The 26,409-nt window shown below is 38.8% G+C and carries 20 protein-coding genes and 6 pseudogenes; 20 read left to right on the plus strand and 6 right to left on the minus strand.

From position 1 onward, the window contains the following. The 9 genes and pseudogenes from ACJROX_RS14515 (at nt 1) to ACJROX_RS14555 (ending at nt 11,802) form a co-directional block, all read left to right on the plus strand. Nucleotides 1-621, plus strand: coding sequence for a YesL family protein (locus ACJROX_RS14515; protein ID WP_408011396.1), 621 nt, complete (start codon nt 1-3; stop codon nt 619-621). Nucleotides 622-753: 132 nt separating this feature from the next. Further along, nucleotides 754-2,088, plus strand: coding sequence for an ABC transporter substrate-binding protein (locus ACJROX_RS14520; RefSeq protein ID WP_408011397.1), 1,335 nt, complete (start codon nt 754-756; stop codon nt 2,086-2,088). 107 nt (nt 2,089-2,195) lie between these two features. Then, complete coding sequence (locus ACJROX_RS14525; protein WP_408011398.1) at nt 2,196-4,601, plus strand: family 43 glycosylhydrolase; 2,406 nt, start codon at nt 2,196-2,198, stop codon at nt 4,599-4,601. Between the two features lie 87 nt (nt 4,602-4,688). After that, nucleotides 4,689-6,182, plus strand: coding sequence for an alpha-N-arabinofuranosidase (locus ACJROX_RS14530; RefSeq protein WP_408011399.1), 1,494 nt, complete (start codon nt 4,689-4,691; stop codon nt 6,180-6,182). A 38-nt stretch (nt 6,183-6,220) separates the two neighbouring features. Further along, nucleotides 6,221-7,480, plus strand: coding sequence for a sn-glycerol-1-phosphate dehydrogenase (locus ACJROX_RS14535; RefSeq protein ID WP_408011400.1), 1,260 nt, complete (start codon nt 6,221-6,223; stop codon nt 7,478-7,480). 3 nt (nt 7,481-7,483) lie between these two features. Beyond that, nucleotides 7,484-9,385 (plus strand): annotated as a pseudogene (locus ACJROX_RS14540) (glycoside hydrolase family 127 protein). A 363-nt stretch (nt 9,386-9,748) separates the two neighbouring features. Next, nucleotides 9,749-10,609 (plus strand): annotated as a pseudogene (locus ACJROX_RS14545) (IS110 family transposase); the annotation flags it as partial. Nucleotides 10,610-11,266: 657 nt separating this feature from the next. Next, the gene (locus tag ACJROX_RS14550; RefSeq protein ID WP_408011401.1) at nt 11,267-11,395 is read left to right on the plus strand and encodes an FbpB family small basic protein; all 129 of its coding nucleotides are present in this window, start codon (nt 11,267-11,269) and stop codon (nt 11,393-11,395) included. Between the two features lie 20 nt (nt 11,396-11,415). Then, nucleotides 11,416-11,802, plus strand: a complete 387-nt coding sequence (locus ACJROX_RS14555) for a sporulation protein (RefSeq protein ID WP_408011402.1) — start codon at nt 11,416-11,418, stop codon at nt 11,800-11,802. A 340-nt stretch (nt 11,803-12,142) separates the two neighbouring features. Here ACJROX_RS14555 and ACJROX_RS14560 read toward each other — a convergent pair whose 3' ends face one another. Then, on the minus strand, nt 12,143-12,979 hold the full coding sequence (locus ACJROX_RS14560; RefSeq protein WP_408011403.1) for a protein kinase domain-containing protein: 837 nt from the start codon (nt 12,977-12,979) through the stop codon (nt 12,143-12,145). Nucleotides 12,980-13,936: 957 nt separating this feature from the next. Here ACJROX_RS14560 and ACJROX_RS14565 point away from each other — a divergent pair. The 6 genes and pseudogenes from ACJROX_RS14565 to ACJROX_RS14590 all read left to right on the plus strand — a co-directional run bounded on the left by ACJROX_RS14565 (nt 13,937) and on the right by ACJROX_RS14590 (nt 18,955). Beyond that, entirely contained in the window at nt 13,937-14,473 is a 537-nt protein-coding gene (locus ACJROX_RS14565) for a sigma-70 family RNA polymerase sigma factor (protein WP_408011404.1), read from the plus strand. Between the two features lie 6 nt (nt 14,474-14,479). Then, entirely contained in the window at nt 14,480-15,634 is a 1,155-nt protein-coding gene (locus ACJROX_RS14570; protein ID WP_408011405.1) for a hypothetical protein, read from the plus strand. A 238-nt stretch (nt 15,635-15,872) separates the two neighbouring features. Further along, the gene (locus tag ACJROX_RS14575; protein ID WP_408011406.1) at nt 15,873-16,349 is read left to right on the plus strand and encodes a hypothetical protein; all 477 of its coding nucleotides are present in this window, start codon (nt 15,873-15,875) and stop codon (nt 16,347-16,349) included. Between the two features lie 391 nt (nt 16,350-16,740). Beyond that, nucleotides 16,741-17,106 (plus strand): cupin domain-containing protein, encoded by a 366-nt coding sequence (locus ACJROX_RS14580; protein WP_408011407.1) that lies wholly within the window; start codon nt 16,741-16,743, stop codon nt 17,104-17,106. Nucleotides 17,107-17,393: 287 nt separating this feature from the next. Further along, a pseudogene (locus ACJROX_RS14585) lies at nt 17,394-17,968 on the plus strand (GrpB family protein). 549 nt (nt 17,969-18,517) lie between these two features. Further along, nucleotides 18,518-18,955: a VOC family protein gene (locus tag ACJROX_RS14590; RefSeq protein ID WP_408011408.1), complete on the plus strand. Its 438-nt coding sequence runs from the start codon at nt 18,518-18,520 to the stop codon at nt 18,953-18,955. 161 nt (nt 18,956-19,116) lie between these two features. On the opposite strand, the pseudogene ACJROX_RS14595 reads toward ACJROX_RS14590, so the two are convergent. After that, a pseudogene (locus ACJROX_RS14595) lies at nt 19,117-20,041 on the minus strand (DMT family transporter). Between the two features lie 123 nt (nt 20,042-20,164). On the opposite strand from ACJROX_RS14595, the gene ACJROX_RS14600 reads away from it, so the two are divergent. Next, the gene (locus ACJROX_RS14600; protein WP_408011409.1) at nt 20,165-21,574 is read left to right on the plus strand and encodes a PLP-dependent aminotransferase family protein; all 1,410 of its coding nucleotides are present in this window, start codon (nt 20,165-20,167) and stop codon (nt 21,572-21,574) included. Nucleotides 21,575-21,657: 83 nt separating this feature from the next. Here ACJROX_RS14600 and ACJROX_RS14605 read toward each other — a convergent pair. After that, a pseudogene (locus ACJROX_RS14605) lies at nt 21,658-21,959 on the minus strand (MFS transporter); the annotation flags it as partial. 189 nt (nt 21,960-22,148) lie between these two features. Between ACJROX_RS14605 and ACJROX_RS14610 the strand changes: the two are divergent. The 3 genes and pseudogenes from ACJROX_RS14610 to ACJROX_RS14620 form a co-directional block, all read left to right on the plus strand. Further along, nucleotides 22,149-22,466: a hypothetical protein gene (locus ACJROX_RS14610; RefSeq protein WP_408011410.1), complete on the plus strand. Its 318-nt coding sequence runs from the start codon at nt 22,149-22,151 to the stop codon at nt 22,464-22,466. Between the two features lie 431 nt (nt 22,467-22,897). Beyond that, nucleotides 22,898-23,341 carry a GreA/GreB family elongation factor gene (locus ACJROX_RS14615; protein ID WP_408011411.1) on the plus strand — a complete coding sequence of 148 codons (444 nt, stop codon included), beginning with the start codon at nt 22,898-22,900 and terminating at the stop codon, nt 23,339-23,341. A gap of 64 nt (nt 23,342-23,405) precedes the next feature. Beyond that, nucleotides 23,406-23,749: pseudogene (locus ACJROX_RS14620) on the plus strand (JAB domain-containing protein); the annotation flags it as partial. A 90-nt stretch (nt 23,750-23,839) separates the two neighbouring features. Here the strand turns inward: ACJROX_RS14620 and ACJROX_RS14625 are convergent. The 3 genes from ACJROX_RS14625 to ACJROX_RS14635 form a co-directional block, all read right to left on the minus strand. Continuing rightward, entirely contained in the window at nt 23,840-24,190 is a 351-nt protein-coding gene (locus ACJROX_RS14625) for a hypothetical protein (protein WP_408011412.1), read from the minus strand. A 20-nt stretch (nt 24,191-24,210) separates the two neighbouring features. Next, nucleotides 24,211-24,420, minus strand: a complete 210-nt coding sequence (locus ACJROX_RS14630) for a hypothetical protein (protein WP_408011413.1) — start codon at nt 24,418-24,420, stop codon at nt 24,211-24,213. Nucleotides 24,421-24,727: 307 nt separating this feature from the next. Continuing rightward, nucleotides 24,728-26,035, minus strand: coding sequence for a hypothetical protein (locus ACJROX_RS14635; RefSeq protein ID WP_408011414.1), 1,308 nt, complete (start codon nt 26,033-26,035; stop codon nt 24,728-24,730). Between the two features lie 91 nt (nt 26,036-26,126). Here ACJROX_RS14635 and ACJROX_RS14640 point away from each other — a divergent pair, with 91 nt between their 5' ends. After that, nucleotides 26,127-26,249: a hypothetical protein gene (locus ACJROX_RS14640; protein ID WP_408011415.1), complete on the plus strand. Its 123-nt coding sequence runs from the start codon at nt 26,127-26,129 to the stop codon at nt 26,247-26,249. Nucleotides 26,250-26,409 lie beyond the last annotated feature (160 nt).

The following is a 26,409-nucleotide window of genomic DNA, read 5'->3' on the forward strand; positions in this document are numbered from 1 at the left end:
ATGAATGGTAAACAAATCGTAACCACACTTGATCTTATTCTCCGATGGATTATGCGCCTTGCCGCGATCAATGTATTGTGGTTCTTCTATTCACTTCTAGGATTCTTCGTTGGCGGTGTTTTCCCAGCGACAGTGGCAGCGTTAGGGGTATCGAGAAAATTGCTCAACGGAGAACAGGATATTAAGATATGGCGTACTTTTAAGCAGATATACCGCCAAGAGTTCGCTAGTGCTAATATCTTAGGGTGGTTATTGTCCGTTGTGGGTGCATTGCTTTATCTTAATTATCAGGTCATTGTCAATTCAGCGGGTGAAATCATATTTGTGATTCCATTTATTTTCTATCTTGTTCTATTTTTCTACATCATTATTGTTTTATGGTCTTTTCCATTATTAGCACACTATCATGCAACTTGGTTTCAACAAATAAAAAACGCATTGATTATCGGTTTGACTAAGATTCATTATACGTTTGCGAGTGGATTGGTAGTTTTTGCAGTCATGTATTTCTCTCTGGTTTATCCCGGAGTGATCCCGTTTTTCTCAATTAGTGTTGCTGCATTGGGATGTATGTGGTTCTCTATGAGGATTTTTTGGAAATTGGATCAAACTCCATCCTGATTATTCCATTAAAAGGAATAGTTATTGTTTGTTGTAATCATTTTCATCAATTTAGGGGGTGGTAATAGTTTTAACGGTTTTGTTAGAATATCATCTTTTTAAATTTGAAAATTATGGTAAAGGGGGAGGATTATGAGGAAAGCAAGTACTTTAGTTTCGCTTTTAGGATTAATGGCATTGGTATTAGTGGCTTGTAGTGGTGATAAGCAAAGCACCGGAGAAGCACAAGAATTAGAAGTGATTGGTGGCGATGTAGAAAATGCTACTGAACTTAAATATTGGACATTTGTAGAATTACACATGGACTTCTTTAAGGACGCTGTACCTCGTTGGAATAAAGCACACCCGGACAAGCCGATCAAATTGGTTGCTGAGACGTACCCATACGATCAAATGCATAACAATCTGCTGTTAGCATTACAATCTGGTACAGGTGCGCCCGATATAGCAGATATTGAGATCAGCCGTTTTCCAAATTATCTGCAAGGTGAGCCGCAGATGTTGCCAATGAATGAATATGTTGATCCGGTTAAAGACAAGTTCGTTACCTCACGTTTCGACATCTATGCTAAGGATGGCAAATATTACGGTTTGCCAACTCATGTCGGGGCTTCTGTCATGTATTACAATAAAGATATTATGGACAAAGCCGGAGTGGATATCAATTCCATTAAAACTTGGGATGACTTCAATGAAGCTGGTAAGAAGGTGGTTGAAAATACAGACGCGGTTATGACAACGATTGATACAGATGATTACCTTAATTTATGGTCTATGATTTCCCAGCAAGGTTCAGATTTTTTTAACGAAAATGGAGAACTTACAGTAAATAATGAAACGAATGTAAAGACACTTAAGTTTCTGAATGACCAGGTTAATAAGCATAAAATTGCAAAGTTGACGCCTGGTGGTGAGAAACATGCGGAAGAATTTTACGCATTTATGAATGAAGGTGGAGCTGCAGCGATCAATATGCCAATGTGGTATATGGGAAGATTCCTAGATTACATGCCAGACCTTAAAGGTAAAATGGTCATCCGTCCAATGCCTGCATGGGAAGAAGGCGGCTACCGTTCTGCTGGAATGGGTGGGACAGGTACTGTTATCACAAACCAAACGGAACATGCTGAACTTGCAAAAGAGTTCTTAGCATTTGCAAAGCTTACAAAAGAAGCCAATATACAACTGTGGAAGGTCTTAGGGTTTGATCCTCCACGCTGGGATGTTTGGGGAAGTGAAGCGATTCGAGAAAATAACAAGTATTATCAATATTTCGGTAAAGATATATTTGATACCCTTGTTGAAATTAAAGATGAAATCAATGCTGTCAATATTACACCAAACACCCCGGATGTTGCGACTGAGTTTAATACAAACGTGTTTAACAGTGTAATCAGACAACAATCGCAAACACCAGAGGAAGCGCTTAAGCAAGCAGAAGAAACACTGAAAGCCAATAAGGAATGATTAGATTACAAGGCACATCATTTTATGTGCCTTGTAACTTTATCACCTAACAACAATGGAGGCTCGATTCTTTATCTAGGTATAACTGAGAGGAGAATAGTACGAGTATGAAAAATTTTTTTTGCGGGAAATTCTTTCTGGCTTTTTTAATGGTTACTTTGCCGGGCTCAGCGGTTGCAAATAGTGACAGTCATCAACATGATGATGGACTACAAGAGGAGGCGCCTGTGTTTATAGATGCATCTGGACATGATCCTTCAGTAATCAAGGTAGATGACACCTTTTATGTATTCGGTTCACACTTGGCTGCAGCAAAAACGAAGGACTTCCAACAGTGGGAACTTGTTGCATCAGGGGTTAATCCCGATAATCCATTATTTGATGATGTAACGCAGGAATTAGAAGAAACGCTATCATGGGCGGAATCGGACACGCTATGGGCAGCGGATGTTGTTCAGCTGGAAGACGGCAAGTTTTATATGTATTACAACACATGTAGAGGAGATTCCCCAAGATCAGCAATGGGAGTTGCGGTAGCTGACAATGTAGAAGGTCCATATGAAGACTTGGGGATTATTTTGAAGTCTGGGATGACTGATGAAGAATCTGATGTGGATGGAACACCTTATGATGAGGGCCTATATCCCGAAAATTATGATGCTACAAAGCATCCGAATGTAGTAGATCCTCATACCTTTTTTGATAAGAATGGGAAGCTTTGGATGATGTATGGTTCTTATTCTGGGGGCATTTTCATACTGGAAATGGATTCTGAAACGGGAAAACCTCTTCCGGGTCAAGGGTATGGTAAAAAGCTGATGGGTGGAAACCACAGCAGAATCGAAGGTCCATATATTCAATATCATCCTGAAACCGACTATTATTACATGTATTTCTCATTCGGCGGACTTACTTCAGATGGTGGTTACAATATGCGGGTGGCTCGATCCAAAAACCCTGATGGACCGTATTACGATGCAGAAGGCAACAACATGATTGATGTTCATGGCAAACCCGGTACTATTTTTGATGACCGTTCCATCGAACCATATGGCGTAAAATTAATGGGCAATCACTTGTTTGAAAGAAAGATCGGTGACCCTGGAACCGGTATCGGTACCGGTTATGTTTCACCAGGTCATAACTCTGTATATTATGATGCTCAAACAGGTCAACAATTTTTAATATTCCATTCACGCTTTCCGGAGAGAGGCGAGACTCATGAAATTCGGGTTCACCAGATGTTTATGAACAAGGATGGCTGGCCGGTCGTTGCGCCATATAGATACGGAGGCGAAACACTTGAAAAGGTTTACCGAAAAGATATCGTAGGCGATTACAAATTTATTGATCATGGGAAAGATATTTCTGCAGATATTAAAGAATCTGTAACGATTAGTCTGGACAAAAACAATAAGGTTTCAGGGGAAGTTAGTGGGAAATGGAAAAGAACAGGCTATAACAGTGCAGCGCTCACTGTGGATGGCGTCACTTATCACGGGGTGTTTCTACGCCAATGGGACCCAACATCGGAAAGCTATAAAATGACATTCTGTGCTTTGTCGAAAGAGGGTGTCGCTATCTGGGGCAGTAAGATGATTTCGAACAGATCAGATGAACAAATCGTCGAGGATGTCCAGGAGGATTTGAACCTCGGAGATACAAGTAACGTTGTTGATGACTTGACACTTCCTACAGAGGGTACACGAGAGACAGAAATCTCCTGGAGTTCCTCTAATCCTGAAGTTGTAACGGACGAGGGCATCGTTCATCGGCCGGAAGCAAGCTCTGAAAATGCGACGGCTATAATAACAGCAACCATTACTAAAGGTGATATTACAGCCTCCAAAAATTTTACAATAACTGTTCTGCCAGAAAAAGAAGAAGGGTTAATTGCTCATTACGCTTTTGAAGATAACCTTATCGACAGTACCGGTAACTTTGATGCAGGTACAATCACTGGCGATCGAATCAATAATACAGGTGGAACTATTACCTACACTAGCGGTGTAGTCGGAGATGCAGCGTTGTTTAATGGTTCAACAGGTGTTCGGCTGCCGAATGGCCTTATTTTAGGTGATGAGTATTCCGTTTCGATTTGGTTGAATCCAGAACAATTAACCACCTATACAACCACCTTCTTTGGTGCCAGGGATTCTAGTAATTGGGTAAGCTTAGTCCCGAAAGGTCACGGTGATGTCAACAATAACACGATGGTCTGGTCAGCAGGATCTACATGGTATGATGCTGCGACCGGATTGCAAATTGGCACTAATGACTGGACACATCTCGCTTTCACTGTTGGTAACGGTACGATAACGGTCTATGTTGATGGTGAGCAAAAGTTTATAGGTACAGGATTCCCGAATACGTTCACGACTACTGACAGCCTCTTTAGCCTGGGAGTAAATTGGTGGGATACCCCATACAAAGGCTTAATGGATGAGTTGCGGATTTATCAGGGAGCATTCTCAGAACAAGAAATTGCAGACCTTGCGGAAGGGTCTCACTAAATTTTATTTAGAACACATCTTAAGGTGATTTTTTCCACAGTTCATTATTCGATTTTGATTTATTCTATTTTGAGGAGCATTCACGTTATGGAAAATAAGATAGTTTTGAATACCGATATCGTTCAAGGAACGATTAACAGAAACATTTACGGTCATTTTGCAGAACATCTTGGCAGATGTGTATATGAAGGTATTTGGGTTGGTGAGGATTCTTCTATTCCAAATACAATGGGCATTCGAAATGATGTATTGAACGCACTCAAAAAACTCGATATTCCTGTACTTCGCTGGCCTGGAGGATGCTTTGCCGATGAATACCACTGGAAAGACGGTGTAGGTCCTCGAGAGTATCGCAAGCATATGGTCAATAAACATTGGGGCGGCGTAATAGAGAATAACCATTTTGGTACCCATGAGTTCATGTTGCTTTGTGAGTTGTTAGGGTCAGAGCCATACATATGTGGAAATGTCGGCAGCGGAACCGTTCAAGAAATGTCTGAATGGGTAGAGTATATAACATTTGATGGCGAATCCCCTATGGCTGACTGGAGAAAAGAAAACGGAAGAGAAGAGCCTTGGAAATTAAAATACTTCGGTGTCGGGAATGAGAGTTGGGGATGCGGCGGTAACATGCGACCCGAGTATTATGCTGATCTATACCGGCGTTATCAGACCTATGTACGTAATTATGGCGATAATAAGATTTATAAAATCGCCGGTGGTGCGAATGTAGATGATTTTAATTGGACAGACATGTTAATGCGAGAAGCTGCACAACGTATGGATGGTCTAAGTCTGCACTATTACACGATTCCAGGAGACTTCTGGAAAGGAAAAGGATCTGCTACCGATTTCACAGAGGATGAATGGACCATCACCATGCAAAAAGCTTTGCATATGGATGAATTGGTTACGCAACACGGAACCATTATGGATCGGTATGATGCAAATAAACGTGTGGGCTTGATTGTTGATGAATGGGGAACTTGGTTTGATATAGAACCAGACACAAACCCGGGATTTCTTTATCAACAAAATACAATCAGAGATGCCTTGGTTGCAGGTGTTACCTTAAATATATTCAATGATCATTGTGATCGGGTTCAAATGGCCAACATTGCTCAGACGGTTAATGTTTTACAAGCAATGGTACTGACAGAGCAGGACAAGATGATTGTAACACCGACCTATCATGTGTTTGAAATGTACAAAGTGCATCAGGGTGCGGAAAAGTTATCATTAAATTTCAATGTTGATTCGATTAAACTTGGTGATCAAGAAATACCGCAGGTCACTGCATCTGCTTCTAAAGATAAAAATGGAAAAGTAAATATCAGTCTTTGTAACTTAGACAATAAAAAGGCTTCAACGATTCAACTTGATATCCGTGGTGACATCAAATTAGCAAATGTATCTGGCCGTATCCTTACATCTTCATCTATGAATGCTCGAAATACATTCGAACAACCAGAGAAAGTGAAACCAGTTCCATTTGAAAATTACAGAGTTGCAGAAAGAACATTAGAAGTCCAACTCCCAGCAATGTCAGTGGCCGTCCTATCAATTGATAAAAGATTATAAAAAGGAGTGTACACTTGTACCTTTTTTAAAATCAAAAATTGGGTGGTGAAATTGTGCAGGCTATAAAGGATATAAGGAATCTAGCAAAAGACGTTCAACACACAAGGACTAGTCTTCCTGAAGTTACGATTGAAAAAGGAGCCATGCAACTGATTCCTTCTTATATTGAGTCGGAAAATTTCAGGAAAGTTATTTTAGTAGCAGATAAAACTACAAATGAAGTCGCTGGAAATCAACTTTCAAAAGTATTACCTGGCCATATTGATCATAACCTGATCACTTTACAGCCTAATAAATACGGTCAGGTAGTTGCAGACGAACAGACACTCATTCAATTATTTGCACAGACCCCGCAATCTACTGATGTTTTGATAGCAGTGGGGGCAGGAACCATCCACGATATCGTTCGTTTTGTAGGGTATAAGATGGACATTCCTTTTATATCTGTGCCGACAGCCGCTTCAGTCGATGGATTTACTTCAAAAGGTGCTCCGTTAATTTTCCATGGTATAAAGCAAACCGTTCAAACGTCTTCTCCCCTGGCTGTTTTTGCGGATATTGAAATTTTAGCTGCAGCTCCAAGGGAACTGACTGCTGCTGGCTTCGGTGATATTTTAGGGAAGTTTACGTCATTACTAGATTGGAAGATATCTGAGTTAATCGGAAACGAACCCTTTAATCAATTGGCTGCTGATATTACAAGACGTTCACTCGAAAATTGTGTCGAAAATGTAGAAAAGATTGCACAAGGTGATGCTGAAGGGATTGAAATTTTGATGCATTCATTAGTGGAATCCGGATTAGTCATGCTTCTTCTTGATTTTTCAAGGTCTGCTTCTGGCGGCGAGCACCACTTATCTCATTATTGGGAAATGGATCTCTTGAAAAAAGATGAAGTACAGCTACTACACGGTTCAAAGGTGGGTGTAGCGACCGCTATTATTACTGAATTATACAAACAATTAGGAGAACAATTAGATGTGGAGAACCTGCCAAAAGACACTACCTATAATGTACGTTTAAGAAAACATTGGGTTGACATTAAAAGCTTAATTGACAAACTACCAGATCCGAGCAAACTTAGAAAACTATTAAAAACAGCAGGGAACCCGACAACTGCTGCTGATTTGGGCATCTCTAATGAGCTAGTTCAAGAGAGTTTAAATGAAGCTTACCAATTAAGAGACAGATGTACAGGTTTGTTTTTAATCAATCAATTCAAGCAATCCAGCATTTCATATCCAATCCATCCGTTACCCATACAGCCTTTTGACAAATGTGCAAAAAGGAGTTGTTAAATAGTGAAAGAAATACTGGGAAAACTAACTGGCGTAAAGATAACCGATAACTTTTGGCGTCAATACATGGATGTTGTACGTGATGAAGTGATCCCATACCAATGGGCTGCTTTAAATGATCGAATCCCCGATGCAACCCCAAGTCATGCGATTGAAAACTTTCGAATTGCAGCAAAAGAAGCTGAAGGTAAGTTTAAGGGTTTTGTGTTTCAGGACAGCGATGTGGCGAAATGGTTAGAAGCAGTCGCATACAGTTTAGAAACGGATCCGGATCCCGAATTAGAAAAAACAGCTGATGAAGTGATTGATCTTATCGGAAGAGCACAAGAAGAAAACGGCTATTTGAACACCCACTTCACGATAAACAAACCTGATGAAAAATGGACAAACTTGCGGAATCTACATGAGCTTTATTGTGCAGGACATATGATAGAGGCAGCGGTTGCTTATTATCAATCTACTGGAAAGAGAAAGTTATTAGACATCGTGTCTCGGTTCGCAGATCATATTGACTCGATATTTGGGCATGAGGAAAATCAATTGCCTGGATACCCTGGTCATCAAGAAATTGAACTAGCCCTCGTCAAATTGTATAGAGTGACAAAAAATGAACGATACTTGGCTTTGAGTAAGTATTTTATTGATGAGCGTGGTCAAAGCCCACATTATTTTAATATGGAAAAGCAAAAAAGAGGAGATGACAAAAAGCCCTGGTGGAGTGACGAATATGGAAATTACAGCTACCACCAAGCACATTTGCCAGTTCGTGAGCAGGAAGAAGCCATTGGACATTCTGTTCGAGCCATGTATATGTATACAGCAATGGCAGACCTGGCTTTAGAGACTGACGATCATACATTAAAAGAAGCTTCTCAGAGACTGTGGGAAAATGTGACTCAACGACAAATGTATATTACTGCAGGAGTAGGCTCTATGAGGCATGGCGAAGCGTTTTCCTTCGACTATGATCTGCCAAATGACTTATGTTATACCGAGACTTGCGCCTCAATAGGATTAGTATATTGGGCAAATAGAATGTTGAATCTTGAAAAGGATCGTAAATATAGCGATGTAATGGAACGTGCGCTTTATAACGGAACGATCAGCGGAATGGATTTAGACGGGCAAAGGTTCTTTTACGTCAACCCATTAGAAGTATCGCCAAAGGTTTGTTCGAAAAGGAACGATCAAGCACATGTGAAACCTGTACGGCAGAAATGGTTCAGCTGTGCATGTTGCCCACCAAATTTGGCAAGGCTGATTGCTTCAATTGGTCATTATGTTTACTCTGCAGATCAAAACCAAGCTTATGTGCACCTTTATGTTGGAAGTGAAGCTGAACTGGACATCGGAGACCAGAAAGTTAACATCAATCAGAAGTCGAACTACCCTTGGGACGGAGACGTCAAAGTTCAGATCAATCCAGAAAAAGAGGCTGAATTTACAGGTCAATGGTGAAATCATTGATCTTGATTTTAATGTAAAAAAAGGCTATGCCTATATTTCTCGCTTTTGGAAAAAAGGGGGCGAAATTCAATTGCATTTCCCTATGGCCATTGAAAAAATGAAAGCTCATCCAAAAGTACGAGCGAACGTAGGTAAGGTAGCCATTCAACGTGGTCCAATCGTGTATTGCCTAGAAGAAGTTGATAATGGAGGGCATTTACCGAGCATTTCACTTCCTTCAAATGCCCAACTTGACGCTATTCATGAAGAGATTTACTCGGAGGCGTTACGGTTATTACAGCAGAAGCTGAACGAGTGGATGAAAATGGATGGGGTGAACAGCTTTATCAACCGGAGGTTTCTAAACAGAAACCTATAAGGATCAAAGCAATACCCTATTATGCATGGTGTAACCGAGAGAAAGGTGAAATGCTTGTTTGGATCCGTGAGAAAAACTGATTAACAATTGATTTTTTTAAACATGCTATTTAAAACCTGAGCAGGAGTTCCTCTTCCTGCTCGGGTTTTTTGTCGTTTACAAACATCGTTTTTATACTATTTTTCAAAATCAAAGGTTTGTTTTTATAAAATATGCAATTATAATGACAAAAATATGGAAGGAATTTTCCGCGATTTAAACTGTGCCCACAGAATTTGATGAAAAAGTATTGTCGAAAAAAGAAAGCGGACCATAGTAGTAATCCACCCGAACTATGTATTTTGGTGTTTGAGGGAATGGATTTATTCACCACAATATCATGGGAGTTTATGGTGTTTATATATCCCGAAGATAATACAATCTAAACTCCAAATCCGCTTTGACGTGGAATTCAGCTCTTAAACCTTAGGAATCTCACAAGGCAACATGAGAATATTACGGGGATATATGTTCAAACCAAGCTGCAATTTCAAGCAGTACTAGATCAAATCTTTCCTGAATACAGAGGAGTTTTTGGTGACTTATATTCCATTGTGTCTTTACTTATTCTAAAGGAATACCCAGCATCAGAAGATATTTTAGCTGTTAGCGAAGATACGTTAGCCAATAAAATCAAGGAGTTCTGTAATAGTCGGTCAAAGAAATGGGCAGAAGAAAAAGCTCAAAATCTTAAGAAAGCTGCAGCACGGAATCCATTAAAAAAGACACTCTATCAGAGTCATTTACTGAGTCTTGGTATGTATATCAATATGCTTCTTCAATACAAAGAGCATCTATCTAGGTTGGACACAGAGATAGATACTCTCGCAAAGGAAGTTGAAGAATATAAGATTATCCAATCTATCCCTGGTATCGGAGAAAAAATCGCGGCCACGATCATTTCTGAAATTGGTGAGATAGACCGGTTTAATCACCCCAAAAAGCTTGTTGCATTCGCCGGAGTTGATCCAGAAGTGTTTGAATCAGGTAAATTAAAAGCTACTCTCGTTCGCATTTCAAAACGTGGATCAAGTAGGTTGCGGCACGCCTTATATATGGCTGTTCGCTCTGGTATTCGTGATTGTCGTAAACAGAAAACAACTGATGAAATTATCCCTAGAAACAAGAGATTAAGAGCGTTTTACTATAAAAAGCGTGAGGAAGGCAAACTTTATAAAGTAGCCGTTATTGCGTGTGTAAATAAGCTCTTACATTGGATTTATGCCATATTAAAAAACAGAACCACTTTCCAAGATATAGACTAATTAAGATTTCCAACTAAATAAGGCAAAACCTTCCAACCATTAGTTAGTGGAAGGTTATTTGGCATGCGCATTTTTAGTATAACATGAAGTATTTTAAGTTTTTATTGAAAAATGTTGACAAACTATTAGCTGGTTTAAGTGAAAACCTATACAATCTGTATGCAATATTTAACTGAAATATCTTTTTCCGAGTCTGGGACCCAAAAAACTGCTTGTCCCATGCCCATAAGACGGTCACAGGCTTCGCAGATTTGAAAAAATAGTTGACATTTTTATAGAGAGTATATTATATTTACTGTAAATAGTTAAATAGTTAAATAGTTCTCCTAAAGGGGAGTAGCTTTTACAACAAAGTCGTCATTTCGGAGTGCTACCGCTCTCGGCTTTGTTGGCAACATAGCGTTGTTAGCAAGACCTTTACCGATCGGTAGAGGTCTTTATTTGTATAAAAAACCTTTACCACATTTGGTAAAGGTTTTTTTGATGAAGGTATGGAAAACGATCAGCATTTACTTGATGGTATATCAGAAAGAAGCTATTGGACCGGTATTCTTTGTAATAAAACGTGCTCAATAACAAGACACAATTCATTTAGGTAAAGCCAAACATTAGACAATTTGTTTAACTAACAACACTGAAGGGAGGTTTGATGCCACCATGAATAAAGTAAAAGTATCCTTATCTGAGTTAATCAAAGAAAATAAAGAAGAGATCCTTAAAGATAAGGAACGAATTGAAAAAATTGAAAAACGTATTGATGAAAAATATACAAATCTAGCAAAATGATGCATTCAGGAGGGTGTTCAATGTTACTAAGGAAATACATGGCCCTTTTAGGAATAGGGTCGGCACAAATAGATCTTATCCTGCCTAAGGAAACGTATAGGCCTGGTGAACATATTAGCGGATATTTCTTAATTAAAGGCGGTACCATCGAACAACAAATCATACGAATTGACTGTGATTTGGTCATGATTAATCAAGCTACAGGCATCGAAAAGGTAATTGATACAATAACCCTATTAACATCAAAACTTATCCAGTCTGGAGAAGTTTATAAAGAATCACTGACGTTTAAACTATCAACTACAGTCCTGGTTACGACAAAGGAAATATCGTACCGTTTTAAAACAAAGGTCACTTTTAAAGAAGGAGTAGAAAGTAGAGACCAAGATATTATTCAAATTATCTAACAAGTCCTTTTTTGATCAATCGGATTCGGTGTTTCCATTAACTTTAGACATGTAAAATCTTAACAAAGCTTAGTACTAATTATTAAGTTTTGTCCTTTATCTATGCTAGACTAAACAAAACAAGAACACAAGCTTTATAAAAGATGAAAAGAGGATAAAAATGTTTAAAAAAATCATGAAGCAAATCAAGCAACTCTCCCAAGGCAGCAGCGAGCGAAGACATGGTCATTATCGCCGAGGCAGTAGTAGCAATAACCGACGGTATAAACGATCTCCAATGAGTGGAAGTAAACACTACAAACGGAAGGGTCGTAGCAGCAGCTAATCTTTTTCTCTGCGGTTAATGTACTTTTTCTTTCGCTTTGAGTGCAGCATGAAGATCGGCTGAAATTTCACTAATATTTGAATAAGGTTCTTTAATTCTTAAAAGTCTTTTTAGCAAATAAACGGTTCCCTTTTCTAAAGAAAGTTCTTCTGTCCATGGAAGAGCTTTTTTATTTTTGGAAGAATACGTCGTATAAAGCAAATATAAAAGTATTTCTCCTAAATCATAGTAGTCCTGTTGTTTCATTTCTAGGATACCTTCTTGTTTGTTATGTGAAAAACTAGGTGGTGATTGAAATGCGTCGAACGAGACTCTCTGTTTAGATAAACCAAAATCGATCAAAAAGGGCTCATTATTGTTCAATAAAATGTTTGGAATACGTAAATCTTGATGGTAAATGCCGTTTTTGTGAAGATATTCGACCAATTCAAGCAGTTGATCAAGAATTAGTAGAGACTCTTTCTCGTTAAAAGTTTTCTTACTAATAAAAATTTGGTCTTCCAAATTGTCCCCTTCAATGAAACTCATTGCATAAAAAAAATATTCGTTATTTGAAAAACCTTCATATAATATTGGCATATTTTTGTGGTTCAGTGTATGCAAAACAGAAGTTTCACTTTGAAACAGCTCAACCTCTTTTTTGTTACGACGTTTACTTGGACGAAGCTGTTTAACCACCCTATTCTCTTTTGACTTCAAATCATTACAGAGATAAACAATGCCATAGCTTCCAGTCCCTATAACACTCAAAACCTCGTAGCGATTGTTCAAAATCGTCCCTTCTTTAATAGGTATATCTACAATAGACTGATAAATTTTTCGAAATGAACGCAAAATCGAAACTTTCCTCACATCCTCATTTCAAACTGTTTTTTTAAAATTTTGTACTAATAGAGTTTTCAAAGTCTAGTATAAATTGAATATAAAAGAGTATGCACGTTAATAAGTTTACTCTTTTAAAAGACCTCAATAGATGTGGCAACCGAAACCTTGGTACTTCTTCAATTTTCTTTACTGTCATTCTTAGAGGATACATGACGATATCTTGATTTAATTTTACCTGATTAACCTTAGGTCTTTCCAGCTTACGGCCTCTTGCTCTAGCTGTCTCAGCTATCCACAAATCCTTAATATTATTAAAAATGATCGTAAGAGCTTGACTGATTCTCCGTTGGTACTTGGGACTTTTATTTCTCCAAAGTCCACCTGCATTTGTTTGCCCATTGGCAGCTCAGGTATCGCTCCAAATGTTCTGATAGAGGCTTGTTTAGGAATGTGATAGAGCTCTCTCATCTCATTTACATAATTTCTTACGGTGCCTTCTGAAACGTTCCTCATTACAAACCTTGAAGGTAATATGGAAGATATAGATGACGCAATAGAGGAAACAATAGTACCAATTCTACAAGAGACTTCAAATGGAGAGTAATAATCAAACACTCTTCAAGAAAAGGGGGCTTTTCTGAGGTAAGAAAAAGCAACATTTCTTATTTTTAGGGAGAAAAATATTTGAATTCATTATTGTTAGAATCTAACCTGAACACGCACTAATAGTAGTTTTTCATCAGGTTATATAGAATATATAAAGAACAAGCCATAAAACACTAGTTCATGAGTGAGCTAAGAATTTTATGGCTTAATTTTTTCCCTAAATTCTTAGGTTGTCTCATTGACCATAATTCAACTTATTGTAAGAAGCATTTCGAAACTTTTAACACTATTCAGATGTAAAAATAATTCTGTGAAACGAAACAATGTGAACAGTTTTATCGTCAAACAGAATAGGAGAGGTAAGGGGGAATGGTAAAGTTGGAAGATACGATACATATTGGGAAAAATGAAACACTTGAAGAAATTATAGAACTGCTAATAGATGAATACGGAGATACAATCAAGAGACTAATTTATACATATATTAAGGACTGGAATATTACTGAAGATGTAACACAAGAAGTATTTATTACCTGTTACAACAAGTATCATCTTTTTCGTGGAGAATCAAATATTAAAACATGGGTTTATCAAATTGCAGTCAATAAAGCGAAAGATACATTAAAACGTAAATCTTTTAGACAGTTTTTACGCTTTGAGCCCCTAAGGGATAATCTACAACATGGTCAACATTCTATAGAGGAACAAGTGATTAAGGAAGATGAAAAGCTAAATTTTTCAAATAAGGTGTTATCACTCCCAGTAAAATATCGGGAAATCATCATTTTTTTTTATTATGAAGAACTCACAATAAGGGAAATTAATGAACTTACTGGAATCAATGAACAAACAATTAAAAGTAGACTCAGAAGAGGGAAATTATTACTACGAAGAAAGTTTGAAGGGAGTGAGTAATTGAACATGGAAGAAAAGTTAAATAAATTACGAGAAAGTATGAACGATACAGTATTTAAGGAAACTGGGATTAGTAATAAAGAAAAATACAAAATTCTTAGTGCATTAGGTAATAGAAGAAAGTCTGGTTGGTTTACAAGTAAAATCCTTAATCCTACTCTAACGATATTAGTTGGTCTGATACTTATTCCCTCCATCATCTATTTTGGATATGAAAATATGACTGAATCAAAGATTGCACCAATCAATCAGCAGAATTCAGATAGGAATCAAGAAGGAGAAGTTTATAATAGTATATTTTCGAGTAAACATATTGATGATGCTGGTGTTAGGGCTGCAATTAAAATGGGGCATGGCCAAGTTCTGGATCAAACATTTTATGATAAGCAACTTGATATTAAAGTGAATTTTGAAAGGGTGATGGCAGATGATACAGAGACAAAACTTTTATTAACCTTTCAAAGTGAAAAAACAACGTTAAAGAACTATTATCTTGATATATTTGAAGGTAAAACTTCCATTAACCTAATTGTTGGAGATAAGAAAATTGAATTAGATAACGTAGGTTGGGGAAGCAGGTATTACGACAGTGAAAAAAACATAGTAGCTGAAGCCTTATCTTTTGAATCGATAAAAGAATATGAAGGAGAGGACATTCGGTTAGAAATTAAAGATTTGACAGTATATGATAATTCTGAGACACAAAGAGTAAAAACGACATGGCCACTTGAGTTCAAAATCAATCAATCTGCCATCTCAAAAAGAGAAACGATAAAGGTAAATAAAGAATTCACTTTTAAAAATGTAAATTATAAGATTAGACAGGTAGAGTTTTCACCTTTTGAAACAAGAATTGTGGTTACTGGACCAGACACTAAACTCCTAACTGATGAAAATGGAGTTCAATACCAAGTAAAGAGTAAATTGGAACTTCAGTACCTTAATGCAAGGAAAATTGATAAAGAATTTGGTTACATTGTTAATGAGAAAAAATCTGGTGTGTTCTTGAAATCAGCTGGAGAGAAAGTTATCCCGATTTTTAGTAAAGGTGAAATGCAGGGAGCAGATGACGAATATATTATGGTTTTTGCTCCTGTTAAAGATCACCAAGACACTGCTCTCTTAGTTGGTGATGAAATAAAAATACCTTTAACTAATTAGAGATAAATATACGAAGAGGCATATCTGAAATAGGAAAAGGATATGCTCTTTTTTAATGTGAAAGTAATTATTGAGTTAGATCTTATAATTTGAAATAATTGGTATTAAGCAATAGGGCAGGATTTTAGAACAAGAGTCAATTACGTTAGAGTAAACAAATACCATTACAAAAAAATAAATAACGCTGTTATTCTATTCCAGAAAAAAAGTGAATAGTATTGGACAGGAGGGGATCATTTTGTACAAATTAGTAACCTTATTGTCCATATTTTTATTACTTGGATGCGTTAAAGAAAATCAATCAACTATAAAAGAAGGAAGTGTTAAAGATTTAAACAAATATACTTCAGTTGCTGAAGTAAAAGAAGATTTGGATGGGAACGGGATTACAGAGAAAATCTCATTGTATGTAGGACCTGTTATACATAAAGACGCTGCGGTTTCTTCCTTAGCGGATCAAACTTATTGGAGGTTAATTGTAGAAGATGGTGATAAGACTTTCTCATTAATAAATTATAAATCATCTTATAATGATTCATTTGACTTGTGGCTTGAGGAAAATGGTAAAAGGAATAACATAATAGTATTCTTAGGAGGACACAACAAAGAAATTATCTCTTACCATTATGAAGATTCCAGGTTTATCAAAGAAAAGAGGTACAAAAGTAAGGGAGAAGTTAAAGAATTTGCACATGAGTATACTAGGATTAATTAATTTTTTTATGGAACATTTCGTTGATCCTTTAGAAGTCTAAATCAATTTACAATTATTCAAACGAGGCTTTTTAGTCACAAGAAAAGCCTCGTTTTGTATTTTTCCCTTAATTTATAATGTGAAATATTGAAAGTATAAATCAATAATACAGCATACATATTTCTTGAAATTAACATTTATTGGGGGTTATTGAATGAATAAAAAATGTCTTACATTATCGGGCATTGTATTTGTATGTATTATTGGGGTTTCGTAATATAAGGTCAACCAGTAAAAACTGGCTAACCTTATATTACGAACGGGCGCGCTTCTGGAATAAGGACAGCACAATTTTTCATTTAAAGAGCCAGAATATAGAATATAAGAAGCAAGGGAAAGAGGAGGAATCTAAATGGATTATCATCCGATTAATCTAAGGGAAAAGTTGTCTAAATTTAGTGACCAATGGTCGCCTAAAGTCATTGGTGAAATGAATGACTATCAGTTTAAGCTGGTAAAGGTTCTAGGGGATTTTGTATGGCACGATCATAAAGAGACTGATGAGGTATTCATAGTACTTGACGGCGAGATGGCTATCGCTTTTCGTGATGGAGAGGTCAAACTCTCCAAAGGAGAAATGTATGTTATACCAAAAGGTGTGGAGCATAAGCCCTATGCCGAAAAGGAATGCCATATAATGCTGGTGGAGCCAAAAGGTGTAGTCAACACTGGTGAAACCAAAGGCGAATTAACTGCTGAAAACGATGTATGGATTTAAGCTAATAAGTTAGTATGTATTGAACAAACCAATTACCGATTACTTTCACCAAATAGGATATGGACTCACTAATGTTCTTCAAGAAACGGGCCCAGTTCAGGAATAAAAAATGCGCTCTCGCTTTGTGTATAGGTCCATATTATGGTATGCGTTGGTATTCTAATCATACTCATGATCTAGGATAAATAAAAATCGGAACTGACTGTTGTAACTTTTCAAACACACTGTGGTAGGTTTAAATGCTAAATGATAAAAACTGATAGCAAGGGGTGGACAAATTGCCATCGATGCAGGACAATTCGAATTTATCACCTAAAAGTGATGAAGATCTCCAGAGATTGGAGAGCGTAAACCTCATAATGCGCAGATCACACTTCTAGAGTATGATCCGTACTGGCCTAAGCTATTCGACCGAGAAGCTAAACGGATTCGTTCCGTACTTGGGAAAAAGGCATTGCTAGTGGAGCACGTTGGATCAACCTCAGTACCAGGACTGTGTGCCAAGCCAATCATTGATATTCTGTTGGTCGTGACGGACTCTGCTGATGAAAAAACCTATGTTCAGGACTTGGAAAAAGCCGGCTATACGTTACGTATTCGAGAACCCGATTGGTTTGAGCACCGTGTGTTTAAGGGTCCCGATACAGACATCAATTTGCATGTATTCAGTAAAGGGGCGTCTGAGATCGATCGAATGTTACGCTTCCGTGATTGGCTACGGAACAACAAGTCCGATCGGGACAACTACGCACGCGTCAAGCGTAACCTGGCACAGCGTGAATGGCGTCACGTTCAACATTACGCAGATGCCAAAGACTCGATAGTCCAGGAGATCATGGAGCGAGCAAACTCGGTCGAGTAGAACGTTTAACATACTCTGGCCTGTTGGTCTGATGATCAGACTTATTCATTGTGATAATTTGGATACAAACTGGTGATACAACCTATGTTCAGTAATAGGGCTCTCTTCTGAAGTACCTACTGTAATAAACTCTATTTCTTTTTTGTAACAAAGAAAAACAAAACCGCTATTACAAAAAAGCCAATAATTATAATTATAGGTTCAGCAAAAGAAAAAAGATCCTCATAGATCATTTCTAAAAGTTCATAATCTAGAACTTTAGCAGCTACACATAAAAGGATCAGTATTATAAATATATTTCCTATTTAAAATCTCCTTACCAACATTTGTATATGCCTATATTTTAACAGATAACGAAAAGTACGATAGAGTTTGATCCTTACAAAATTCAAGAACGATCTTCCACAATCGGGAGCATTTCTGGAACAAGAAATACGCTCTTATTAATGAATTGGGAGTTTGTTGAATAAGGAGGAAAAGCTTTTAAAATCGAGAAGAAATCTTTAGGAGACATAAGTGATAAACTTAGGAACATAGGAGGTATGATATATGAAGATCCATAGAATAGATCATGTGGGTGTAATCGTATATGATCTTCCTGCCGCTAAAGCCTTTTTTCTTGACCTTGGACTTGAAGTGCTAGGGGAAACAGAATTGAAAGGAGAGTGGGTGGAACGGATAATTGGGCTTAATGACGTTAGAGAGACGGTTGTAATGTTTGGGATGCCAGACGGCCAGGCAACTTTGGAGCTGGTCAAATTCCATACGCCGTCAGATGAAAAAGGTATTCAGCAATCTTTTGCAAATACCTTGGGTATCCGGCATATTGCATTTGCTGTTGAAGATATTGAAGCCGTTGTTGCCAAATTGAAAAAGAAAGGCGCGGAACTTTTTGGTGAGATACAAAACTACGAAAACGCTTATAAATTATGCTGCGTTCGTGGGCCAGAAGGGATTATTTTAGAGTTGGCGGAGCAAATTAAATAAATATTGAGGGGACTTTGTTAAGCAAACGGGCGCATTTTTGGGGCAAGAAATGCTCTCATCTTTAATGTTGGTCACATATGTGGAATATGTAAGTGGGCTTACCCATAAAACAATTGGACACCCCCTTTTGTTTTCTATTAACTTAAATAGTTAGTTATCTATCATAGATTTTTTTCTTCTGCTTCTACCCCGTACCTTTCTAAATGTTCTTTAGGTACAACATTTTTTCTATTTGAGATGAACACACCTAACAACGTAATTAATCCACCGGTTATTGCAAAAATATTCGGAACTTCTCCAAGCCAGATCAATGCAATGAGAAAAGCAAAAACAGGGGTTACATAAAGAGAACTTGTTGCTTCCGATGCCCCAGTTTTTGAGGTAATATATGCTAGAGCCAAATAAGGAACAACAGTTGGGAAAATCCCCAGATAAACACTACAAGGGTGATATCGATAGGAGCTTGACTAACGGCGTCTGTAAGACTACGTGAAAATACCAGCATGAAAATAGTACCTGACCAAATCGTATACATTGTAAAGGGAACAAACCCGTATTTTTTTAGATAAGCATTCTGAAAAACAAAATAAACACTTTCAGAAAGTGATGCAACTAAAACTAGGATTATGCCAATATTGAATGAAAAACCTTCAATTGATCCTCCTAAAGAAATGAGTGCCACACCACAAAATCCAATCCACGAACCAACCCAGCCTGATAATCCAAACTTCTCACGGTAAAAAAGCAAAGCCAGCAAAGCAGTGAATATAGGTGTTGTTGAAACCAATAAACTTGCAACCCCTGCACTTATCGTTTGTTCCCCCCAATATTGAGTGCTGTATGATAAACCGAAAAACCTAAGAAGCCAAGCAAGAATATGATTGGTATATCTTTTCCTTCTGGTAAACGAATTCTTAGGATGAATGCAAGAACAACCAACGCTAAAGACCCAACTAATAATCGTAAAAGTGATAGATGTTCAGGTGAATAGGCCATCAATGTAAATTTTATCCCTGGGAATGCGGAACCCCATAAGATGATTGTTATCAAATGTGCTAAAATGATTTTTGTTTTTAAAATATTCATGTGACCCCCTCATTTTTACCCAACCATTTAATTCTGATGTTTTTATCTTAATAACACTTTGATAAAATGTCTCCAACAGGTTTAATAGAAAAATACCAACCAATTTTTAATAAAGGAGTACCCATGAAAAAGCCAAAATACCAATTGATCGTTGATTTTATTAAGGAGAAAATCTCCAAAGGTGAGTGGGCAATAGGAAGTCGAATACCAAGTCAGCGTAAACTAGCAAAAATGTTTGTGGTGAACCGCAGCACGGTCATAACAGCACTAGAAGAACTAATGGCAGAAGGACTAATTGAAGGCAAAGCAGGGATGGGAACAGTTGTTACAAATAACACTTGGACTTTGATGGGGAATCAATCCTCATTAAATTGGACAGAAAATATTTCGTTAGGTACTCATAAACCGAGTATATTAACAGTCCAGGAGATCAACGAAGCTGAATCTGATAACAATCTGATTCAATTAAGCAAGGGTGAACTATCGCCTGACACATTCCCTCTAGAAGAAATGAAGTCCATTATTCAAAAGGTTTCTGAACAATTAACACCGTTCGGGTATGAAGAGCCAAAAGGAAATATAAAGCTACGTGAAGCAATTAGCGATTATCTAAAAAATAGAGGGATGGATGTCTCTCCATCATCCATCCTTGTCGTTTCAGGTGCACTTCAGGCTTTACATCTTATTTCAATAGGACTGCTGCAAAGAGGGTCAACTGTATTTTTGGAAATACCATCTTACTTATATTCGTTGACCGTTTTTCAGTCTGCGGGGATGATGTTGAAAGGAATACGAATGGATAAGGAAGGGATTATGGTCGATTCAATTTATCCAATTAATGAAAAAGGAAAAAGTATTTTATATACCATTCCAAGTTTTCATAATCCTACAGGTACGTTGATGCAGGAAAAACGACGAAATGACGTAATAGAATACTGCGAAAGAGAACAACTCCCTATTATAGAAGATGATGTATATCGTGACTTGTGGATTGACGCACCACCGCCTGAATCATTGAAATCAAGAGATCGTTATGGGAATGTATTATATCTTGGGAGCTTATCAAAAACATTGAGTCCTGGATTGCGAATCGGTTGGATCGTTGGCTCGGAATCCGTAATAAATCGTTTATCCGATTTAAAAATGCAATCAGATTATGGATCAAGTACGTTGTCTCAGCTCGTTGCAACGGAATGGTTATCGTGTGGTTTATATAACCGACACCTTGAAAATGTAAGACAGCAGCTGAAGGTTCGGAGAAATAAGGCTCTAGAAGCTTTGAACAAGCATTTACAGTTTTATGCTACATGGGAGATCCCAAAAGGTGGCTTGTTCATATGGATTAAGGTGAAACCACAGTTTAAGGTGAAAAAGTTATTTGACAAAGCATTATCCAAAGGGATCCTTCTTAATCCTGGCAGTATATATGCCGAACATTCAGGGCATTTTATACGATTATCCTATGGAGCTGCATCGCTAGATGAAATTGAAGATGGAGTATATCAGTTAAGCGAAATCATTAAAAATCAATGAGATTTTCATCCATAATAGATATTTATCTAGGTATTGTAGAGGGTAATTATTTGTAATGAGAGAAATGGACATAACATCGATCTTCAGTTGCACTCTATTTGTTGATTTGTTTTAGGTCTATAAATATAATTTCTAAGAAAAATACATATAAAACTTAACAATAACGTGAGTACTCCTACGAATAAAATATATTCTGTACCAATTTGTTCGATAATGATTCCGGCTATATCGGCACCAATCGTTGTACCTAAATTAACAGAAGTTAGGAATAAACCATTAGCGATATCGGGAGCTTCTGGAGCAGAAGACATAATCCAGCTTGATTAATGTTAGCGCCAACACCTCCCAATATCCCCCAAATCAGAATGATAATAGCTGTAGGAACAGGTACTCGGTAAGGTAGCTATATACTCCGACGCGGCATCGTTATTACTCTTGTAGGATATAAGGATGGAGAGCGAACGGGCATCGAAGGCACATACAACAAAGTGGCCGGATAGATGATGGGGATTGAGGTTCTTACAAGTCTTTTGTTACTTCAATATCTTCTCTAGGCGGAAATTCCATTGCAGAATTGATTTCGTTAAACATCATCCAGCAAGTGCTTTTATTTTTTTATCTTTCGCTAAGCGGAACTTACACTATTTTATTAGCTGCCGGAAATGCTATATTTTATTTTCTTCCCATTTTCTCGGAATTACTATTTCCGATTCCACGTTGCAACAAAGATATGACATGTTTATGGAACGTAAAGCCAATGGGTTATACTCCTTGGGGGTGTATCGATTTAGTAAGTGCTTCAACCGGGGGAGGTGCTAATGCTGCAAATCAACTTGAAGGCTCGTATGATTTAGATGGAAAGGGATTATCTGAAGGAGAATTTAATAAATGAGAAATCTAGAGAAACGGTGCTGTCAGAAGCTTACTTGGAACAGTAGCGGTAGCATATGCCTTTCCTTCTTTACTAAGTGTTCCAATACCTTGTGTTACACGATCTCCTTGCTTAATAGAAGAGGAGTGGCAGGGTTGGGCCAGCGATGGCAATGGCTAGCGCATTCCGGAGCTGTTGCATTGTATTCTCGCAGCAATTGATTGAAATAGCTTGCACGAGCAATGGCAAGTGATGAAAAAGAAGTGGAAGAACAAAAAAACGCTCATTTTAATTAATCCCACGTTTCCTTTTTACGTGGTATACTTGAATTTGAGGTTCCAGAGATTTCAAAGTCTGTGGGATCTCAATTTTTTATATTTAAGGAGAGTGCAAAATGAAATTTAAAATGAAATTATGCAAGATGTATAGTCCAGAGAAGGGAGTTACTTTCCATGAGCCATGATTCTCTTCAATCATTGAAAAAAAGTTTAATAGAACAATTAACTTATATCGATGAAAATCGTCAAGAGCTTTTAGATCTATATTTAACTACAATAGATCGTAAAAACAAGGATTTTCAATTTTTTGAAAGATATGCAACAGCATTAAAGGAATATTTGTTGACAATCGACAACACAGCTTCCTCCATGCTGACCAAAGTTTTTATTGGGAGCCAGGTATCTGTATTGTATGAGGATGATAATGAGGTTGATCATTATACCATTTGTTTTCCGGGGGAAACAGATCCTGATAAGGGTTACATTTCATTTCATTCTCCTGTCGGGAGCCAACTATTATACCGTTGTTTAGGAGAGAAAATGGTATTAATAACCCCAAATGGAGAAACAAGTGTAGTGATTAAAGATATAAATTATTTTAATGGATACCACTTCTAATCGTTAGAACGAGCTTTATTGCTTGATGAAAATGATGAGTTAAACTAAAAAAGATGGCTCTACAGCTGCTGGGTTTATTGGTAAGGATGATCGCGAAGTGTTCTTTGTCATGTGTCTCAATACAAAAAATAAAGTTGTTGCCGTTCATAGGTGCCATGTAGGCTCAATCAATGCAAGTATCGGCCATCCTAGAGAAGTATTCAAAAGTGCAATTCTTAAAACAGCTCAGCCATCATATTATGTCACCAGCATCCTTCTCAAGACACAACCCCATCCCGAGAAGATATTGAAGTAACAAAAAGACTGGTAGAAGCTGGACAGATGATGGGGATTGAGATTCTGGATCATCTGATAGTTAATGCGAATGCTGCATATACCAGTTTGAAAGAAAAAGGATATGTAAAATAATTTGGAAGGAGCTAGTCTCCTTCCATTTTTGCTTTTCCAATCAAGGGATTTTTCACTTATGAGCTTTTGGTTAGAGAGGCTTCTTTCATGTTATATAATAAATTCCTCAAATACAGGAGTCCTTAATAGCCCCTTTTTGGTCCAATTTCGGAATTTTACCTTCGGACGGATAGCGGGGTTCAGGTAAATCCTTTGTTGATCCTCATGGGTAATCAGTAATTTGGAAACTTGATAAAAAGCCTTACGTTCTTCGGGTGAAGCTCCATATTCAATTACTCCAACTGGTTTCATTTGATGGTCTTCCTCAATCGATACAAGCCAGCCGGTTTGATCTTTTTTATATCCTGTTATAAAGACATCCGTGTACTGCCAGTTGATAATCTTTAACCATTGGTTGAACCGGATCGGTTGGTAGACGCTGTTTTTGTATTTGGCGACCATTCCTTCAAGGTTCGCTTTTTTTATTGCTTCAAAATAGGGTTCACCCTGTTCCTTGATATACCGGATCTTTGTGAAGGTTTGGTTATCTCTATCACTTCATTTAAAATCCTTTTTCGTTCGTCTAAAGGAAGTTTTCGAAGGTCTTTTCCCTTATAAAATAAGATATCAAATACTACATATGTGACCGGGCTAGATATGTGTATAGTTGAATTCAAGAATAGTTGATACATACAATTTTGAAAATTACATATAAAAAAAGGGTAAGTTCGTCCGAAACCTCGTAACCCATAAAAAACACCATCCTTTCCATCATATTACAGAAAGATTAGCTTTTTTTTTCGTTATAGGGGTAATGATTTGCCTTAGCTTGATGGGCATGGGGTTCCGCCAGAGTACGCTAAGCCGAAGATGGCGGAACCCCTTTTGGGGGTTTTTTGTTGATTCAAGCTAAAAAACACAGGAACCCTCCCCGTATCACTAGGGAAGGCTCCTGTGCCCACGTACAACTATGACGCAATTTCATTGTAGCACGCAAGGTCAGTCCTGGATGTTGACCCAGAACGGATCCCGGTTATACAGGATACGATCGCTGAAGTAGTACCAGCGGAGCAGTGCGCCTGCTGCGGTGTTCTGGCTCTTGGGGACGGCACGGACTGAGAAGTCCCATTCGAGGTCCGAGGCGCCTTCGTTGGTGGTGGAGAAGGGGTACTCGTCACAGTCGTATTTGCTCGTGTCATAGGGCGGCAAGCCCCGCCAAAAGTAGGGGGCCTTGCGCTGGCAAGCGCGGTTCTTCATGTCCTCGTTGGCCCGGTCGACGACGCTGCCGCTCGGTGTGCGGGTCAGTCCCCGGCCGTCCCTGGCACCGGTGTACTTGCCGGGGATGTCTTTGGGCCCGTCTAATTCCACTGGATAGGTTTGGGTGGGGTTGTCCTGGGCGAACTGGATGTGCCGGGCCACGGCCTCGACGCGGTCGTCGCTGATCCGGTAAGTGAGGTGCGGGACGACGTTGTAGTTAACGCAGGCCTTGGAGTAGTCCACGCCGAATTGGGAGAAGTAGTCGGCGGAATCGCAGCGGATCTGCCAGGAATCGGTCTTCCCCTCGGGCCCTTGGTATTCGTCGTCCTCTCCACCGCCGAAGCGGAAGTACCAGTCGTGGTAGAGCACCTTGTCCACGGCCGTGCTGGCTTCCTCGTGGGAGAAGATGTCCCAGTACAGCCAGGAGTCCGTGTAGTCCCACTCGCTCCAGGTGTTCTCGACGGCACTTCGCGTGCCGTGGCAGTATTCGGAGCCCTGCGCGCAGTCGGAAAGGATGTACAGGTGCAGGTCGGGGGCGGTAAAAAAGCGGTCCCAGGGGTCCCAGTCGTCGTAGGAGACCGATCCTTCCTCCGCCCGGAAGTACGTACGAATGCCCCGCTGCTTACCGTTCCCGATTGCGACGGCCTGGGCGACCAGCGAGTTGGTGCCTTCGTAGTCCCGTTCGCCGTTGCTCTTGATCTCCCAGTATTGCAGCCCGATTCGCATCCGGTGGCACCATGTCCAGCGGTTAAGGGTGTGTCCGCCGCGCTGGTTGACAGCGTCATTCTCCAGGCAGGTCTCGCCGTTCTTCGACGGGGTTTCGCCCCAGGAAGTTGGTGGTACCGCGGCCGCGGCGGAAACCTCACCGGTTCCCTGCTGAAGGGGGACCTTCGAGGTGTCGCCGTAGTTGTCGTCGGCGGCTCTTAGCTGAGCATTGGCCTGAGCCTCGGTCAACTGCTTGCCCTTGTCGGAAGAGGTGACCGCCTTCGTCCAGTCGGACGCGGAGAGGGTTCCGGCCGCCTTGAGTTTCTGATACTTGGCCTCGCTCATAACGACGGGTTCAGCAACGAACCGGGATTGTGGATCTTTGGGTGATTCGACCCCACTCTCAGACTGAGCCTGTACTGGGGTAATAAGCCCTGTGGCTAGAAACAAGATGAGCATGACTGAAACGATCGGCTTGAACATCCTAGACATACAAAACAATACCTCCTTTTTCGGATTGAAATTGATAGGGGAGTGTCTCTTACAACGAATGGACTAGATCGATTAGTTCGACACCTATCTAAATCGCAGACAGGATACTACAAGAAAAAACAAATTACAATAGATTCCATGGTAAATAATGCTATTAACCTACATTACTTAACAAAAAATGTTTAATTAGGAAGAAGGTGACCACTTCGATGGACCGATATATCTTA

This window comes from Pseudalkalibacillus sp. A8, from assembly GCF_045920555.1.
Classification (GTDB): Bacteria; Bacillota; Bacilli; order Bacillales; family Fictibacillaceae; genus Pseudalkalibacillus.

What these genes read in the sequence shown, in the direction of transcription:
- ACJROX_RS14570 (WP_408011405.1), top strand. Translation starts at nt 14,480, where the DNA reads ATGGAAGAAAAGTTAAATAAATTACGAGAAAGTATGAACGATACAGTA.
- ACJROX_RS14550 (WP_408011401.1), top strand. Translation starts at nt 11,267, where the DNA reads ATGAATAAAGTAAAAGTATCCTTATCTGAGTTAATCAAAGAAAATAAA.
- ACJROX_RS14520 (WP_408011397.1), top strand. Translation starts at nt 754, where the DNA reads ATGAGGAAAGCAAGTACTTTAGTTTCGCTTTTAGGATTAATGGCATTG.
- ACJROX_RS14525 (WP_408011398.1), top strand. Translation starts at nt 2,196, where the DNA reads ATGAAAAATTTTTTTTGCGGGAAATTCTTTCTGGCTTTTTTAATGGTT.
- ACJROX_RS14580 (WP_408011407.1), top strand. Translation starts at nt 16,741, where the DNA reads ATGGATTATCATCCGATTAATCTAAGGGAAAAGTTGTCTAAATTTAGT.
- ACJROX_RS14590 (WP_408011408.1), top strand. Translation starts at nt 18,518, where the DNA reads ATGAAGATCCATAGAATAGATCATGTGGGTGTAATCGTATATGATCTT.
- ACJROX_RS14530 (WP_408011399.1), top strand. Translation starts at nt 4,689, where the DNA reads ATGGAAAATAAGATAGTTTTGAATACCGATATCGTTCAAGGAACGATT.
- ACJROX_RS14615 (WP_408011411.1), top strand. Translation starts at nt 22,898, where the DNA reads ATGAGCCATGATTCTCTTCAATCATTGAAAAAAAGTTTAATAGAACAA.
- ACJROX_RS14515 (WP_408011396.1), top strand. Translation starts at nt 1, where the DNA reads ATGAATGGTAAACAAATCGTAACCACACTTGATCTTATTCTCCGATGG.
- ACJROX_RS14625 (WP_408011412.1), bottom strand. Translation starts at nt 24,190, where the DNA reads ATGGTCGCCAAATACAAAAACAGCGTCTACCAACCGATCCGGTTCAAC.
- ACJROX_RS14630 (WP_408011413.1), bottom strand. Translation starts at nt 24,420, where the DNA reads ATGTATCAACTATTCTTGAATTCAACTATACACATATCTAGCCCGGTC.
- ACJROX_RS14555 (WP_408011402.1), top strand. Translation starts at nt 11,416, where the DNA reads ATGTTACTAAGGAAATACATGGCCCTTTTAGGAATAGGGTCGGCACAA.
- ACJROX_RS14635 (WP_408011414.1), bottom strand. Translation starts at nt 26,035, where the DNA reads ATGAGCGAGGCCAAGTATCAGAAACTCAAGGCGGCCGGAACCCTCTCC.
- ACJROX_RS14600 (WP_408011409.1), top strand. Translation starts at nt 20,165, where the DNA reads ATGAAAAAGCCAAAATACCAATTGATCGTTGATTTTATTAAGGAGAAA.